The sequence below is a fragment of the Empedobacter sp. UBA3239 genome (assembly GCF_002362875.1).
Lineage (GTDB): Bacteria > Bacteroidota > Bacteroidia > Flavobacteriales > Weeksellaceae > Empedobacter > Empedobacter falsenii_B.
On the sequence record NZ_DEVJ01000092.1, the window covers coordinates 1 to 16,181 of the forward strand.

At 30.5% G+C, this 16,181-nt stretch carries 17 protein-coding genes; 8 read left to right on the forward strand and 9 right to left on the reverse strand.

Annotated features, from left to right (window positions below; genetic code table 11):
- Together B4G36_RS13850 and B4G36_RS13855 are read left to right on the forward strand one after the other, a co-directional pair.
- The coding region (locus tag B4G36_RS13850; protein WP_291064373.1) for a hypothetical protein at positions 1-387 on the forward strand (387 nt) is incomplete at its 5' end.
- A gap of 90 nt (positions 388-477) precedes the next feature.
- On the forward strand, positions 478-933 hold the full coding sequence (locus B4G36_RS13855) for a DUF4442 domain-containing protein (RefSeq protein WP_291064374.1): 456 nt from the start codon (positions 478-480) through the stop codon (positions 931-933).
- A 352-nt stretch (positions 934-1,285) separates the two neighbouring features.
- Here B4G36_RS13855 and B4G36_RS13860 read toward each other — a convergent pair whose 3' ends face one another.
- Complete coding sequence (locus B4G36_RS13860; RefSeq protein ID WP_291064375.1) at positions 1,286-2,767, reverse strand: PLP-dependent aminotransferase family protein; 1,482 nt, start codon at positions 2,765-2,767, stop codon at positions 1,286-1,288.
- An 87-nt stretch (positions 2,768-2,854) separates the two neighbouring features.
- Here B4G36_RS13860 and B4G36_RS13865 point away from each other — a divergent pair, with 87 nt between their 5' ends.
- From B4G36_RS13865 to B4G36_RS13875, 3 genes are all read left to right on the forward strand, one after another.
- Entirely contained in the window at positions 2,855-4,714 is a 1,860-nt protein-coding gene (locus B4G36_RS13865) for a TonB-dependent receptor plug domain-containing protein (RefSeq protein ID WP_291064376.1), read from the forward strand.
- Between the two features lie 126 nt (positions 4,715-4,840).
- A complete protein-coding gene (locus B4G36_RS13870; RefSeq protein ID WP_291064377.1) occupies positions 4,841-5,827 on the forward strand; it encodes a lipoate--protein ligase in 987 nt (328 codons plus the stop codon).
- 100 nt (positions 5,828-5,927) lie between these two features.
- On the forward strand, positions 5,928-6,164 hold the full coding sequence (locus B4G36_RS13875; RefSeq protein ID WP_291064378.1) for a hypothetical protein: 237 nt from the start codon (positions 5,928-5,930) through the stop codon (positions 6,162-6,164).
- Positions 6,165-6,241: 77 nt separating this feature from the next.
- On the opposite strand, the gene B4G36_RS13880 is transcribed toward B4G36_RS13875, so the two are convergent.
- From B4G36_RS13880 to B4G36_RS13895, 4 genes are read right to left on the reverse strand one after another with little or no spacing between them, the layout of a single operon-like run.
- Entirely contained in the window at positions 6,242-7,561 is a 1,320-nt protein-coding gene (locus B4G36_RS13880) for a serine hydrolase domain-containing protein (protein ID WP_291064379.1), read from the reverse strand.
- Positions 7,558-8,154 carry a hypothetical protein gene (locus B4G36_RS13885; protein WP_291064380.1) on the reverse strand — a complete coding sequence of 199 codons (597 nt, stop codon included), beginning with the start codon at positions 8,152-8,154 and terminating at the stop codon, positions 7,558-7,560. The genes B4G36_RS13880 and B4G36_RS13885 overlap by 4 nt, the downstream gene beginning before the upstream one ends.
- Positions 8,135-8,614 carry a PH domain-containing protein gene (locus B4G36_RS13890; protein WP_291046578.1) on the reverse strand — a complete coding sequence of 160 codons (480 nt, stop codon included), beginning with the start codon at positions 8,612-8,614 and terminating at the stop codon, positions 8,135-8,137. Before B4G36_RS13890 ends, B4G36_RS13885 begins: the two co-directional genes overlap by 20 nt.
- Positions 8,607-8,879: a DUF2089 family protein gene (locus tag B4G36_RS13895; RefSeq protein ID WP_038331614.1), complete on the reverse strand. Its 273-nt coding sequence runs from the start codon at positions 8,877-8,879 to the stop codon at positions 8,607-8,609. Before B4G36_RS13895 ends, B4G36_RS13890 begins: the two co-directional genes overlap by 8 nt.
- Before the next feature lie 125 nt (positions 8,880-9,004).
- On the opposite strand from B4G36_RS13895, the gene B4G36_RS13900 reads away from it, so the two are divergent.
- Positions 9,005-9,547: a lipocalin family protein gene (locus B4G36_RS13900; RefSeq protein ID WP_291064381.1), complete on the forward strand. Its 543-nt coding sequence runs from the start codon at positions 9,005-9,007 to the stop codon at positions 9,545-9,547.
- A 60-nt stretch (positions 9,548-9,607) separates the two neighbouring features.
- Here the strand turns inward: B4G36_RS13900 and B4G36_RS13905 are convergent, their stop codons facing one another.
- A complete protein-coding gene (locus B4G36_RS13905; protein ID WP_260509604.1) occupies positions 9,608-10,978 on the reverse strand; it encodes a peptidylprolyl isomerase in 1,371 nt (456 codons plus the stop codon).
- Between the two features lie 136 nt (positions 10,979-11,114).
- Positions 11,115-11,981, reverse strand: coding sequence for a hydroxymethylglutaryl-CoA lyase (locus B4G36_RS13910; protein WP_291064382.1), 867 nt, complete (start codon positions 11,979-11,981; stop codon positions 11,115-11,117).
- Between the two features lie 64 nt (positions 11,982-12,045).
- On the opposite strand from B4G36_RS13910, the gene pepT reads away from it, so the two are divergent.
- Both pepT and B4G36_RS13920 read left to right on the forward strand, forming a co-directional pair.
- Positions 12,046-13,287 (forward strand): peptidase T, encoded by a 1,242-nt coding sequence (pepT, locus tag B4G36_RS13915; RefSeq protein ID WP_291064383.1) that lies wholly within the window; start codon positions 12,046-12,048, stop codon positions 13,285-13,287.
- An 88-nt stretch (positions 13,288-13,375) separates the two neighbouring features.
- The gene (locus tag B4G36_RS13920; RefSeq protein ID WP_291064384.1) at positions 13,376-14,044 is read left to right on the forward strand and encodes a head GIN domain-containing protein; all 669 of its coding nucleotides are present in this window, start codon (positions 13,376-13,378) and stop codon (positions 14,042-14,044) included.
- 33 nt (positions 14,045-14,077) lie between these two features.
- On the opposite strand, the gene B4G36_RS13925 is transcribed toward B4G36_RS13920, so the two are convergent.
- Together B4G36_RS13925 and B4G36_RS13930 are read right to left on the reverse strand one after the other, a co-directional pair.
- Positions 14,078-15,169, reverse strand: a complete 1,092-nt coding sequence (locus tag B4G36_RS13925) for a DUF3810 family protein (protein WP_291064385.1) — start codon at positions 15,167-15,169, stop codon at positions 14,078-14,080.
- Positions 15,150-16,124, reverse strand: coding sequence for a bile acid:sodium symporter family protein (locus tag B4G36_RS13930; RefSeq protein ID WP_291064386.1), 975 nt, complete (start codon positions 16,122-16,124; stop codon positions 15,150-15,152). Before B4G36_RS13930 ends, B4G36_RS13925 begins: the two co-directional genes overlap by 20 nt.
- Between the last annotated feature and the right edge of the window lie 57 nt (positions 16,125-16,181).

Below are 16,181 nucleotides of genomic sequence, written 5' to 3' on the forward strand. Positions count from 1 at the left end.
AAATTCAGGGGGATATCCAGAATACAAAATACCCAAAACTACCTTATACAAATGGATCAAGAAATACCAAAAATAGCACCTAACTACAAACAAATATACTTTGATCTGGTGGTAGAGAAGTTTCCAACTAAATTAAAATTTGTGAAATTTTTTTTTGAAAAAGAAAGTTTTTCTTCAATAGATATTATACGTGTAAACAAGATTATTTTTGATACTTCGTACAATATTGATCATGAAAATCAAAAACATAGAGCCTATGAAAAATCAGATATTATATATATGTTGAATTATCAAAAAGAGCATAAGTTATCCAATTCAACTGTTGCCAAACATTTTAAAGTAAGTAGAAATTCAATTAGTAAATTGAAAAAGATGCTGAATTTATAGGAATACTTAAAATCTGTTTTAATTATAGTTCTCAATTTCAAGATTTATTTTTATATTGGATTTTTAATAAAATCACAAGTATCTATAAATATGAACAAAGAACTTTTTAAAAATATATTGACAACTCAAATTCCGATTGCGTGGATTGCGGGTGTTCGTTTGGAGTCGTGGGAAGAAAATAAAGTTTCGACACGAGTAAAATATGGATTCCTTAATCAAAATCCATTCAAAAGTATGTTTTGGGCAGTGCAAGGAATGGCAGCAGAATTTTCTTCTGGTTTGATGGCAAATGCTAAGATTTCGAAATCAGGAGAAGATATTTCGATGTTGGTTTTGGGAATGCAATCGAAGTATTTGAAAAAAGCTATTGGTAAAATTGTATTTACGTGCGAAGATGGAGAAAAAATAGATGCGGCTATAAAAGAAGCGATTGAAACCAAGAAAGGTGTATCACTAAATGTGACAAGTAGAGGTGTAGACGAGGAAGGAGATGTTGTTTCAGAATTTCAATTTACGTGGACATTCAAGTTGAGAGAAAAAAAATAATAAACCCAATACTTAAAACATTTTTAATTTCTGTACTATTTAGTTTTATTGTTTCTTTTGTAAGTTGTTTAGCATTATTTCTTCACGAATCCTACAATAGTTACGGCTCAATTCGTATTGTAAATTTTTCTAGTGTTATGTATTTTATAATTCACTATTCATTGTTGGTTGTTTTACAGTTGATTACACTTAATTTTTTGGTTGGAATTCTGCTAAAAAAATTCAAAATCAGACTATCAAAACAAGCTATAATTTATGCTTTTTTAGCGTTGATTTATTTTATCGGAATTAATTATTACATTGATTTTAGGTTAATTGTAATCAATCCTACATAAAATATAAAAGCTGAGATTTATTCAGCTTTTTTTGTGATTTCTTGTTTCAAAATTGAAACCACTTCATCTATTTCTTCAAAATTTAGATGTGCAAATCCAAGGCGAATTTCAGTTTGATGTTGGGTTTGATATAAAATTGTTTGCGGAATAAACAATTCATATTTTGCACAATTTCGTTTTAATTCCATCAAATTTATAGGTTGATTAAAATTAATCCAAACCGCTAAACCTCCATTTGGACTCGTAAAAGTGATGAAATCATTTAATTCAGTTTTCAATTTCTGACAAAAATAATCGCGGCGTTCTCGATAAGTTTTACGATGTTTTTTTAGAATTCGATTAATTTCACCTTCGCTAATCATTTCACCTAAAACTTGCTCGATAAATGGATCAACTTGCTGATCAAGAATGGACAAATGTTTCTTGGTTTCGAGAATTAGATTTTTTGGCGCTACAATAAATCCAATTCGGTATCCTGGAGCAAGATAATGACCAAATTTTCCCGTGTAAACAACCATTCCATTTTGATCCGAACTTGCCAAAGGTAAAATAGGATGATTGCTATAATGGAAATCAAAATCGTAATCATCTTCCACAATCGCAAATCCAAATTCCTGCGAAAGTTGTAGTAATTCAACTCTCCTTTGTGAACTTAGCGTAACCGTTGTCGGATAATGGTGATGGGGTGTAACATATACAATTCGTATTGGAAATTGCTCGCATAATTTTCTTAAATCGTCGGTATCAATTCCGAATTCATCCGTTTTTATTTGTTTGATTTTAGCGAATTGTGTCTGAAAAATCATGTTACTTTTATAATAACTTAAATTTGCAACCGCAACAACATCATTTTGTTTCAGTAGAATTTCTGCAATTAAAAAAAGTGAAATTTCCGAACTTCTCGTCACTAAAATATTCTCTTTCGAAATATGTAAACCTCTTGTCAAATTGAGATAATTTGCTAAATTCTTTAAAAAGTACTCATTTTTGGACTGATTTACCTTTGAAATTGACGTTTTTCTTTTTAAAATAGCTGAATATAATTTAGCAGGAAGTTTTAGTTCTGCTAACCGATGATCGATTGTTCCATCGGTTAAATATAAGCGTTGATTAAAATTTTCGTACGGATTATCCAAAAGTATCGATTGTTCAAATTGAAAACCTGTTTTATCAGGATACAAATTGATTGAAAATTGCTTTGGAACAATGGTTTTCTGAAACTTTTGAGAAGATTGACTTAATACATAACTTCCTTTATTTGGAACGATTTCTATCCAACCTTGAGCTTCAAGTTCCTGAAAACTATTGACAATAGTATTGCGATGAAGCGTTAAAATTTCACTTAATTGTCTTGTTCCAAGTAATTTTGTCCCACTTGGAATATAGCCTAATTGTATTGCTTTAGCCAGCTGATTCGCTAATTGAAGATAAATAGGTGTATCCGAATTGCGTTCGATTTCTATAAAACTTTTGTATGGTATTTCAGCCGGACTATTCATTATCTGTAAACTGGTATATTCTTATAGATCGGAAAGGTACTACTTTCGCATCAGATTTAACTCAATTAAATAAATAATTAGTCAAAAATGAAGAAGATTACCATGGTATTGTGTTTAGCTGCACAAAGTATTTTTGCACAAAATTCGAATGATACCATTGCAATAGGTGAAGTTTCTATATTAGATAACCGGCTGAATACGCCACTTTCTAAAGAAAATAGAAACATTTATGTGTTAAGTAAATCAGAAATAAACAAATTACCTGCACGTTCTTTACAGGATGTGTTGCAGTATGCATCTGGAATAGATTTGCGTCAACGAGGACCGTTTGGAACGCAAGCTGATATTTCGATGGATGGCGGAAGTTTTGAGCAAACATTGATTTTGTTGAATGGAGTAAAAATTATGGATCATCAAACGGCTCATAATGCGTTAAATCTTCCCATTCCTCTAGAAGCGATTGACAGAATTGAAGTGGTACGTGGTCCGGCTGCTCGTGTTTACGGAAATAATAGTTTGACAGGTGTTATTAATATTGTCACTCGTCAACCAAAGAAAACGGGCGTTTATGCGAATACCTATTTTGGAACAAGTTTTAAGAAAGATATCGAAGATACAGGTGACACCTACGCAAGTAGAGGTGTGCAACTTGGTGCGAATTTGGCAAAAGAAACGCATCAACATCAGTTGTATGTGAGCCATGATTGGGGAAATGGATACCGATACAATACGGCTTACGAGAACAATAAATTGTATTATCAAGGGAATTTTCAGTTTGATGATGCCAATAGTTTAGTTGCTTCGTATGGTTATGTGAAAAATGGATTTGGAGCAAATGGCTTTTATGCATCTCCGGGTGATAAAAATTCGAAAGAATTGGTTGAAACAACATTAGTTAACATTCAATCAAAGCATCAATTATCGGATCGAATTACCTTAGCGCCACGAGTGAGTTATCGATACAATTTTGATGATTATCGTTATTATAAAAATGATTTGAATAAAGCGCGTTCTCTGCATTATTCAAATTCTATTTCGGGAGAAGTGAATTCTACGTATCAATTGAATAAAGGGCAAATTGGAGTAGGAGTAGAATACCGAAATGAGCAAATTTCATCCACAAGTATCAAAAATCATACACGCGATAATGTTGGATTTTATGCGGAATATAAAACGGATATTACACCAAAATTGAATGTAAATGTCGGAACATATGTTAACTATAATTCGCAATATGGTTGGCAAGCATTTCCAGGAATTGATGCGAGTTATGCGGTAAATTCGAACTTGAAATTGATGGTAAATGCAGGTACAAGCCAGCGAATTCCCTCGTTTACAGATTTATATTTGGATCAGCGACCAGGAAATATAGGAAATGTAAATGTAGAATCTGAGAAGGCTTTTCAAACAGAAATTGGTTTCAAATACAACAAGAGAAATTGGACGTTTAATGCCTATTATTTTTATCGTTCGATCACAGACTTTATCGATTGGGTACGTTTAACATCTAATGAACCATGGCAAGCACAAAATTTTGGAGATTTAAAAACACACGGATTTAATACGAAAGTTTCGTACTTAGCAAATCTTTCTGCTAATCAAAATTTGAAGTTTTCTTTGAGCTATTCTTATCTTGATTCTGAGTTTAAAAATGTGGATGATCAATACAATTCTAAATATAAAATAGAAAGTTTAAAACATCAGTTAATCAATACTATAGATTATTCAATCGGAAAAACTACTTTAAGTGTAGCGAATCGTTATAATACACGTCAATCATATAAATCTTATTGGATTACTGATGCAAGAATTAATCATTCATTCAAAAATAATTTGAGTATTTATTTTGATGCGCAAAACATTTTTAACACAACATATAACGAAGCTGGAGCAATTCCGTTACCAACAACTTGGATGAGTTTAGGAATTAAGTTTACTGGAATTTAAATGATGACAAACATTTAACATTCTCTTTAATAGTTTATATTATAAATGCGGTGAGACAACTTTTTTAGGAAAGTTGTCTCTTTTTGATTCCATAAATTTCTTCCTAACTTTGCTAAAATAATTTGTATGATTATCATCGATTCGCTATCTCACGATGCTTATTTCAATATAGCTTTAGAAGAATATTTATTGTACCATTATCCAACGGAAGATATTTTTTTGTTGTATATCAATGCGCCGTCAATTATTGTTGGGAAATTTCAGAATACATTGGCCGAAATTAATTTGGATTATGTCACTGAAAACAACATCAAAGTTGTTCGTCGCATGTCGGGTGGTGGTGCTGTTTATCACGATTTAGGGAATCTAAATTTTTCTTTCCATACGTTATTGGGACAGAATGATTTTATGGATTTTTCGACTTTTACAGAACCTGTTGTCAAATTATTAAAAGGTTTGAATGTTTCTGCAAAATTGGAAGGAAGAAACGATTTGTTGGTTGATGGTAAAAAGTTTAGTGGAAATGCAAAATTGGCCCGTAATGGAAAAATGATTCAACACGGAACGATACTTTTTAATTCGGACATGTCGGTTTTAGGCGATGCGTTAAAAATTAATCCATTAAAATATGTGGATAAAGCGATTAAATCTAATCGTGCACGTGTGATTAATTTGATTGAATATTTTCCAAATGAAATGACGACGGATGAATTGAAAGCTTTGTTGATTGATGAAATGTTAGAAACAAATAAAGGAGCAACAATTTATCATTTAACAACCGAAGATTTGAATGGTGTTGCGAAATTGATTGAAGAAAAATACCAAACATGGGATTGGAATTTTGGTTTTTCACCAAAATATAATTTCAAAAATGCAAAGAAAATTCCAGCAGGTTTTATTGAAGTTCACTTGGATGTAGAGCGAGGCGGAATAATTGAAAAAGCTAAAATATTTGGTGATTTCTTCGCTTCAGAACCGATTGAAGGTTTAGAAAATAAACTAATTGGTGTAAAACACAATGAAGAAGAAATTGCAAAAGTTTTGAATTCTATTGATGTAACGGATTATTTTGGAAAGGTTACAGTAGGCGAAATTTTAGAGATACTGAACTAGAACGTGATATCTTAAAAAAAGCAATCAGCATTTTCTCCAAGAACGGTCGATGAAATATAGATTCATAAAGAATCATGGGCGCCAATTTCCGATTGAGAAAATGTGTTTTCTATTAAAAATCAATTCCAGTAGCTACTATAAATGGAAAAAAAGAAGTTTTTCTTCTAAAAATGACGATACTAAATCTACTGAAAACGAATATACGTTGCGTTTAGAGAATGATGATTATATTATCGAAATTAATGCAAAAATTGGAGAACAAACTATAGAATCTGATTCAGTTTTAGCTAATGGAACAATGACAATCACTCGAAAATCTGATAAAAAACTACAATGACAAATTTTGAAGGAGGAACAGCTTGTTAATTCTTAAATAAAAAGACAAAGCAATTTGCTTTGTCTTTTATGATTATACTATTTTTTATTAAAATTAAAGGTTTTTCCATTTTGAATTAATTTCATTTCTGAACCATTTTCATTAAAATTAATTCTAATTTTTGCAGGAGCAAATTCAAATTCGGTTGTGGAAATTGCTGTTAGCGGAAATGCAGATTGTCCTGTTCCTTGTGCCATAAAAGTTCCATCTTCTACGAAAAATTTAATTGCAATAGGAAGTTCATTAGAAGAATATTCGTGCGAATATTTTTCTAAAATTTCTGAAGAAACATCTATTGAAATAACTTTTTTAGGAAACTCTATTTTTTTGTTATGAGTAGCATTGTATAAATTAGTTTTAAGTAATTCTTTTGAAATTTCATTTGCATTTTGAGTAATAGCATAACAGAAAGCAGTATGATCAAAACAAAAAGTATAAGAACTAAAACCGTCAATAGAGCCGTTGTGTCCAATTCCTTTTGTGTCATTTATTTTATCATAAAATAATCCAAAACCAAATTCATCATTAATAGTTGTCATTTGTTTGACAGATTTTTCAGAAACTATTTTACCATTTAAAAGCGAATAAATAAATGTATTTAAATCTGTTGGTGTAGAAACCATGATACCTGCTCCAAGAGGAATTGTCATTGATGATTCTGGTAATAAATGATACGTATTATTGAAATAATTGTAAGATTTTGCTTCGTTTTGATTTATTAATATTTTTCCTCCAACTTTTGTGTTCTTTAACTTTAAAGGTTTAATAATGATATTTTCGATCAAATCTTGAAATGATTTTTTTGAAACATCTTCTAAAATGAAACCTAACAAAATATAATTTGTATTCGAATATCCTTCTTTTGTATTGGGTTCGAAATCAGATTTTAATGGGTAGATTTTTTCTAGCAATTGTTCTTTTGTTAAATCTTGCAAATACCATTCAAGAAATTCTTTGTTGCTTGTAATATTATTAATTCCAGATTGATGTTGTAGCAAATTTTGAATCGTAATTTTATCTGCATTTTTTACTTTCGGATAAAATTTTGAAAGTTTTGTTTCAAGCGTTAATTTACCATTTTCTATCATTTTCATAATCAAAGTTGCTGTAAAAGTCTTTGTGATGGAACCAATCCTAAATTTTGTGTCGTTATTATTGACAAGATTACTCTCATAGTCACGATTTCCGTACGAATTAGAATAAATTTCTTTTCCATTCTCGAAAATAGAAACACTTCCTGCACCAATTTTTTGTTCATGTAAAGAAAGAAATAAACTATCCAAAGCTGGTTTGTTAATTTGTTGCGCAAATGTACTAGTAGTAGCTATACAAGTCAGTGCTAATAAAACTTTTTTCATATTTTTTGTGGTATTAATAATGATAATATTGTGGTTAAAACAATGATAAATAACAAGGTAGCAATGAAAGCAAAAACTTGTTTTGTATTTTTCATGTTTGTAACAGTTTTGAAACCTATGTATAAAAAATAGAGCATTATACACAAGAAAAATATCGCAATAAAAGCTACAATTACAAGTACAATCATTGTTGGGGCTTCATGTAAAACTTCGAGATTATTTGTTGTAATTCCTTTTAGAACTTTGTCCATACTTTTGTTGACAATTGGAATAAAATCGGTAATAAATACAATGTAATAGGCTATTCTAGAGATTAAAACGACGTTTACAATGTCTATAATTCGTGTTCTGTTATTGATGATTTTTCCTAAAATATAAAATAGGAGAATAGCAATCGCTAGATTTCTCGTATTTTGATACAACAAATCGAGATAAGAATAAGGAATTCCATTTTTCTTGATGCTTAAAAAATCAGGGAAAAAAGATTCAGTAATTTTGGCGATATAAGTGAAAAAGAAATGCGAAAATAGCCCAATAATGAATAGTATTTTTTCATCGAAATATGCAAATGGATTAAGGAGTTTTTTTATCATTTTTTAGTGTATTTATTGTGTTAACAAATTCATCTGGCTGATCGCAGCTCACCAAATATTTTACATTTTCTAATTCAATAGCAACAAGTTTTGTACGATTTTTTATATTGCATCGATAATTGTCCATAGATCTTCCTATCAAACCTATAAATCCTCTGCATCCAACGATTATCAAATTATTTTGAGATTTTCTTGTAATAATTTTCACTTCATTTATCGGAATAATATTCGTTTTTATTTTTGAAATAAGATAAATATTATTCAAATCAACTTTAATTTTATTTAAAGAGATTAAATAATAATACGCAAACAATGGATAAATAATGATTGCATAAATCACCGCAACATATACTTCTGTTTCTTTAAACAATATTCCTCCAATTAAGATTAATAATACAATTAAAATAGCAGTTGTAACCTTAAAAAATAGCGACATCGATACTGAAAATTCTTTATTCATCGGACATTGTTTTTATTTTATTAATCAAATCATCTACTTTATTTCGCATGGTTGGATAGCTGACTTCAAATTCTTTCGCCATGTCTTTTAAACTTCCTGAGTTGACAAAGAATTGCATAATAAATGCTTGTTCTTCATTTGTAAGTTTCAGAAATAAAGGAAGTTCATAGTTTCCTACAACTTGTGTTTCGCAATGGTTGCAAATTAATTTTTCGACCGCTAATTCTTCGGCACAACTGGGACATATAACAGGAAGTTTTTTCATTGTGTTAAATAATATCAAAATTAATTTTAATAAAATTAAATAAAACTTTAATTAATTCAAAATATGAAATCATATTTTTTCAACTTTAATATTATTGATACATTTGCAACCTAAGTTTTAGTAAAATGAATTTTAAGAAATTAGCCCTTGCAGCATTAGCGTTAGGGACAACAGCATATATCGTTAATCACAATAAGAAAAATGTAAAATACAAACCTGCTCAAAATTTTGATTTAGGTGGATTTTTAGGACGTTGGTACGAAATTGCACGTTTGGAAAATAAAGCGCAAAAAGGACAAACGAATGTGACGCATCGTTTTAATTTGAACGAAGAAAATGGACAATTGGAAGTGATTGTGCGCGGCTATAATGCGAAGAAAAAAGGGTGGGAAAAGATTGAAGGAATTGCAGCACAAGACATCGAAAATGTTGGGTTGTTTTCGACAACGTTTTTACCAATTTTTGCAAAAAAATTATATGTAATTGATTTTGATAAAGATTACAATAATGTATTAGTTGCAAGTGAAGATTATAAAAAGTTATGGATTCTATCGCGTAAGAAAGAGATTTCGGATAAGGTAAAAGACAGATTTTTTGATTCGGCAAAGAAAGTAGGATTTGATCCAAGTAAGTTAATTTGGCCTTCTCAAGTTCCGATTGCGAAATAAGATTATTTATTTTTAAGACATAAAAAAAACCTCGAGAATTTCTCGAGGTTTTTTGTTTTATTATTTTTGGTTTTTCTTTTCCCAATCGATCGGGAAATTACAACTTTGGTATTCTTTTCCAATTTTAATGTAAGCATCACCAACTTGACGTTTTACCCAATCCATCAACAATGTACGTTCTTTATCTTGAACCGCAAATTTCTGAATTCTATAGTAATCATCTTGGTAATTGATTTTATGCTCTGGATAAAATTTATTGATTTTTAAGATTCTTAAAGCTTTTCTGTTATCAAAATCATCTTCGAAAACTTGAGAAATATCTCCTTCATTTAATGTTGCAATTGCTGTAAACATTGGTAGAGGCAAAGCCATTTTCTCGAAACGATCGTCACCAGAATTTTGGTTCATGATATTTCCTGAGTTAAATTTTGTGTATTTATCATCAGAAAATCTTAATGCAGCATCTTTAAATGTCATTTTTCCGTCGTTAATTAAAACTCGAATTGAATCTAATTTATTATAAGCCTTTTTTATTTCGTCTTCTGTTGGTTTCAACGTAATCAAGATATGGCGCAAATCTAATTCTTGTCCACGACGTTTTTCTAACTTAATAATATGATATCCAAAATCAGTTTTGAATGGATCAGAAATTTCACCTTCTTGTAAGTTAAACGCCACCGCATCAAACTCTTTTACCATTTTACCACGAGAAACTTTTTTGTATTCACCTCCGTTACTTGCAGAACCTGGATCTTCTGAATATAAAATTGCTTTCGTTGCAAAAGAAGCACCTTCTTCAATTTCTTTTTTGATTTCTTTTAATTGATCAATAATCTTTTGTTGATTTTCTTGCGAAACTTCAGGATAAGTTACAATATGGCTAATCGAAACTTCGTCTTTTACGTCTGGTAACTCACCTTGGTGTTTTTCGAAAAACAAACGAACTTCTTCTGGCGTAGCATCAGCGCCTTTTACAACCATTTCTCTTTTGTTACGTGCATAAATATTATCTTCTACGATATATTTAGTTTCGTTTTTCATTTCCGCCATTGTACGGAATCCAAAATAGTCTAAAATTTGTTTTTCTCCTCCAGCTTGAGCAATCCAACCTTCGATTTGGTTGTTTAATTGACGAGTTACCTCGTCTTGTGTCACTTTGATTAAAGTATCTTGTTTTGCACGATCAACCAACATTTTGTCTAACATAATGTCATTTAGGAAATCACATTTGTCTTCGACTTTCATCCCTTGTTGTTTCGACATTAAATAATCTCGATCTACATCAGACTCTAAAACAATCTGATCTCCGACAACAGCAGCTATACCATCTACTTTAGCAAGACGTTTGGGTGTTGGTTTTGCTGTTTGCGCAAAAGTATTTACCGTAAATAATGCTGCAATTAGCAACATCATACTCGATTTAAATTTCATATACTTTAATTTCATTTTAATATTCTAAGCTCGATAAAAAAACTTACCGATGAGCAAATTTAACTTTTTTTGTTAAAGTCCAACATATTTTAATTTCCTTTAACAAAAGAATTGATTTTTTAGTTTATTGTTAAGATTAAACTAAGCCAAATGTACGCAAAGAAACATTCCAAGCAGATTCGAAATCAAAAAGATTCAAACCATGTTTTTCTTTATGCTCATTTGCGAAACTAATTAACTTCTCGGTTGGCATATTTCCGACCATATCACTTTTTGACATTGGACATCCGCCCAAACCTTTTATAGCACCATCAAAACGACGACAACCATTATCATAAGCGGCTTGTACTTTGGAATGCCATTCGGTATAAACGGTATGAAAATGTGCGCCAAATTCAATTTCTGGATAATGAGGAATCAAATTTTGGAACAAATCAACAATTGTTTTTTCGTCTGCAACACCAATTGTATCTGATAAATTGATCGAAGAAATTCCAATATCAGCCATTTTTTTTGACCATTCTTTTACGATTTCTTCACTCCAAGTTTCTCCATAAGGATTTCCAAACGCCATCGAAAGATAAATTAACATATGTTTACCATTATCATTTGCGATTTGGTTGATTTCTTTCACCATTTCGAACGCTTCTTCACGACTTTTATTTGTGTTGAATTGTTGAAAATTCTCTGAAATAGAAAAAGGAAATCCAATAATATCCACTTTTTCGTGCTCAGCAGCTTTCATTGCGCCACTTTTGTTGGCCACAACAACAGATAATTTCGATTTTGAATTGGTTTTATCAATATTATCTAAAACTTCTTTCGTATCCGCCATCTGTGGAATCGCTTTTGGCGAAACAAAACTTCCACAATCTATTGCTTCAAAACCAACAGTCAATAAACGATTTAAGTAATCGATTTTCTTATCAGTTGGAATAAAATCTTTGCGTCCTTGCATTGCATCACGAGGACATTCAATAATTTTAAAAGTTAGCTCACTCATTTTTTTGGTTTATTTGCGCCTTAAAGGTAGATAATTTAGTAATTTTGACAAAAATTAAAACGCAATGCAAACAGAATGGAGAGAAAAGTTGGTAACACGCTTTTTGAAATATGTTAAAACTTACACTGAAAGTGAAGCTTTTTTAGATAAATTTCCAAGTACAGACCGTCAATGGGATTTAGCAAATTATTTGGTTGAAGAGTTAAAACAAATCGGTTTAGAAGACGTTTCTATTGATGAAAATGGTTATGTTTTCGGATATGTTCCTTCTACAGTTGATCACGAAGTGCCTACAATTGGGTTTGTTTCTCATATGGATACATCGCCAGATTTTTCTGGAGAAAATGTACAACCTCAAATTTGGGAAAATTATGATGGTGGAGATATCAAATTGAACGAATCAATGATTTTATCACCAAACGAATTTCCTGAATTATCTCAATATAAAGGTCAAACTATCATTACGACTGATGGTACAACATTATTAGGTGCTGATGATAAAGCTGGTGTTGCTGAAATTGTAACTGCTGCAGAGTATTTGATTGCTCATCCAGAAATTAAACATGGACGTATTGCTATTGGATTTACACCTGACGAAGAAGTTGGTCGTGGTGCAGATTTCTTTAATGTAGAGAAATTTGGTGCTGAATGGGGTTACACAATGGATGGTTCTGAAATTGGAGAATTAGAGTACGAAAACTTTAATGCTGCATCTGGAATTGTGACAATAAAAGGTAAATCTGTTCACCCAGGTTATGCAAAAGATAAGATGATTAATGCATCTAATATTGCAATGGAGTTTGCTGCACAATTACCAAACGATGAAGTTCCTGAATTAACTGAAGGTCGCGAAGGATTCTTCCATTTAGCTAAAATTACAGGAAATGTATCTGAAGCAAAAATGGTGTACATTATCCGTGATCACGATATGGAGCAATATGAAGCTCGTAAAGCTTTATTCTTACAAATTGCTGCTGATATTCAAGAGCGTTTTGATCATGAAGTAATTACAGCAGAAGTTTCTGATCAATATTTTAATATGATTGAGAAAGTAAAAGAGAAATTCCAATCTGTTGAAATCGCAGAACAAGCTTTGAAAGACTGTGGTGTTACGCCAAATATCAAACCAATTCGTGGAGGTACAGATGGTGCTCGTTTATCTTTTATGGGATTACCTTGTCCTAATATCTTTGCTGGAGGTCATAATTTCCACGGACCTTACGAATATGTTCCGGTAGAATCTATGGAAAAAGCAACAGAAATTATTGTACGTATTGCAGAATTAACAGCTGAAGGAGCGAAATAATTCTTACAATATATCTTAAAAATAACTTAAGTTTTCTTTTTTGGTTTAAATTTTGCATAATTTCAAATCAAATTAGAAAACTTTTTTTATGAAAAATATCGTATTATCAGCAGCCGCTATATTTTGTTCAACTTTTGCATTTGCGCAAGAAGAGATAAATGTTGGAGATTTTAATATCTTAAAAGTTTATGATAAAATTCCAGTTGAATTAATTTCATCAAACGAAAACCTAGTGAAAGTAGATGGAGTTAATGCGAGCGATGTTCAAGTTGAAAATAACAAAGGTGAACTGAAATTGAAAATGACAGGAACCAAATTGATGCAAGGAGGAGAAGCAACGGTTAAGGTTTATTACAAATCATTATACGAAATTCAGGCAAGTCAAGGTTCTCACATTTATTCTGATGATGTTGTAAAATCACAAGCATTGTATTTGACATCTAACGAAGGTTCATCTATCAAATTACCAATCGAAACATCAAAATTAGAAGTCAAAATAAATTCTGGTGCTGAAGTAATTTTAACTGGTGATACTGAATTTCAGACTGTAATTGCAAATTCTGGAGGGAAATATTATTCGAAAACATTAAATTCTGATACAGCAAGTTTAACAACAAATGCAGGAGGAGTAATAGAAGCGAGAGCGGAGAAATCTGTAGATGCAAAAACTAGAGCAGGAGGAGTGATTGATATTTATGGTAATCCAACGCAACGTAATCAGAAAAAATTAGCTGGTGGAAAAATTAATTTTAAATGATTTAGAACTTTAACAATAATATAAAAGCAACGATTAATTTGTTGCTTTTTTTGTTTGATACAACAAGTAAATTAATTCGACATATTTGCTATAACTTATCGTTCCTTCTTGGTTATTTGCCTTCAAAAACTGATTATTTAATTCAGAAAAAGTATCGCTTGTAGCACCTTCATATTTCAAATAATGTTTTAATTCGGCTTTTCTGTCTTGCTTTATTTTAGAATGCATATTATCCAATTCCATTTTCACAAAATACGGATCAGATTTGTAAATAGCACCTAAAAGCGTATAAATACTTTTATAATAAAACGAATAATTAATTTCAGGATTTCTAGATTTTGCACCTAAATAATAAGCCAAAAAATTAGCTTCACTTTCTGATGCAAATCCCATTTGGTGTCCATATTCGTGGAAAAGTGTAGCAGGTTGTTTTAAATTTGTATTGTATCTGTTCAGATTTGCTTCTGCCGTAAAAGGGTTATAGTATCCCAAAATACCCATATAATTTTGCATTTCCGAAATCCAAGATAATTTGTATTGTGTATCTTTTAATAATCGATAATTTTTTAACCATTTTACATTATTTACTTGGTGTTGTAAAGCAAAAAATTCTTGATTATAATCTTTTAAATTAGATTTGAATTTTATCGTTGTTGTTGAATCATTGTGTTCGATTAAATTTCTTGCTGATATTGCTTTATCAAGTTCGTAGCAATAGATTTCTTTCAGAATTTTAGGTTGAATAACGATTTTTTCTTTGTCAATAGTTAACGTTTGTTTTTTGTACATCACGCTCCAAGCAAACGTGTAAATAAAATAGATACAGTTTACAAAAATCATAATGCAATAAATTGAATGCGAAACTTTTTCTTTCGATTTGAAAAAACTTCGAATCAATTTAAAAATCAATACAAAACCGATTATTCCAATGATTAAATAAAACAATTCTCCAACAGGAAAATGAACTGAATTCGTAATTTTTGCAATAAATCCTGAAATTGGAAATGTAAGATGATTGACGATGAAATCATCAACGCTTTCGATTGAAAATAGTATCGAAAATAAAATAATTTGAAATAGAAAAATAAGGATACTTCGATAAGTTTTATTCAACTTCTTTAGCATATTGATTAGCGATATAACTGATATAAATTAACTGAAAAGTGTGGTAAAGCATAACCGGAATCAAATAAATACCGATATCTCCCGTAAAAATAACTGCTGCAATTACCGAGCCATGAACCAATGATTTTTTAGTCGAACAAAATTGAATTGTGATATCATCTTCTCGATTAAAATTCATTTTCTTACCAATCCATTTTGAAAGTTTGAAAAAGAAAAAGAATAACGCAACTACAATTATGAAAACTGCCAACAACGGAAGAACGCCTAATTTTGTAAATAATCCATCCAAAAAAGTATGACTAAAACTGTTGTAAACAATAAGTACAATGGTTAGTTTATCTAAATTACCGAATTGCTTTTTATATTTATTGTAAAAGAACCCTAAATAAGGTTGAAGAAGAGCTCCGATAAAAACAGGTAAAATAATTTTAAGAACTAAATCCAAAAAAGTTCCTAATAAATCAAATTCACCATTACTTTTTGATAAAAACAAACTCATCCAAAGCGGTGTAACAACAATACCTATTAGTCCAGAAATACTTGCGTTAAAGATAGCACTTGGTATATTTCCTTTCGCAATAGAAACCATTACAACTGACGAAGAAACTGTACTTGGTAACGCGGCTAAATAAAATATTGCGACATACAGAGTAAAATAAATTGGGTAATTTTTTATGAAAGGATAGAAACACAAGACTAATAATGGAAAAAATATAAATGTGATGGATTGAATCAAGACATGCATTTTCCAATTTGCTAAATCTTTAAAAACTTCTTTCCAATTAAGTTTTAATCCATAAAAAAAGAATACTAAGATAACTCCAATATCAATTACTGTGTTCAGATTAAAATCTTTGTAAGACCACAAACTAATATCGGGGAAAAAATAGGCAACAATAATGGCAACGAATAAAAACAGAATAAATGGATCAGGTAATTTATTTAGAATTTTCAAAATCAATAAAATTTAAACAAAAATAATAAATATGATGACCCGTAGTGCATTTAGTTA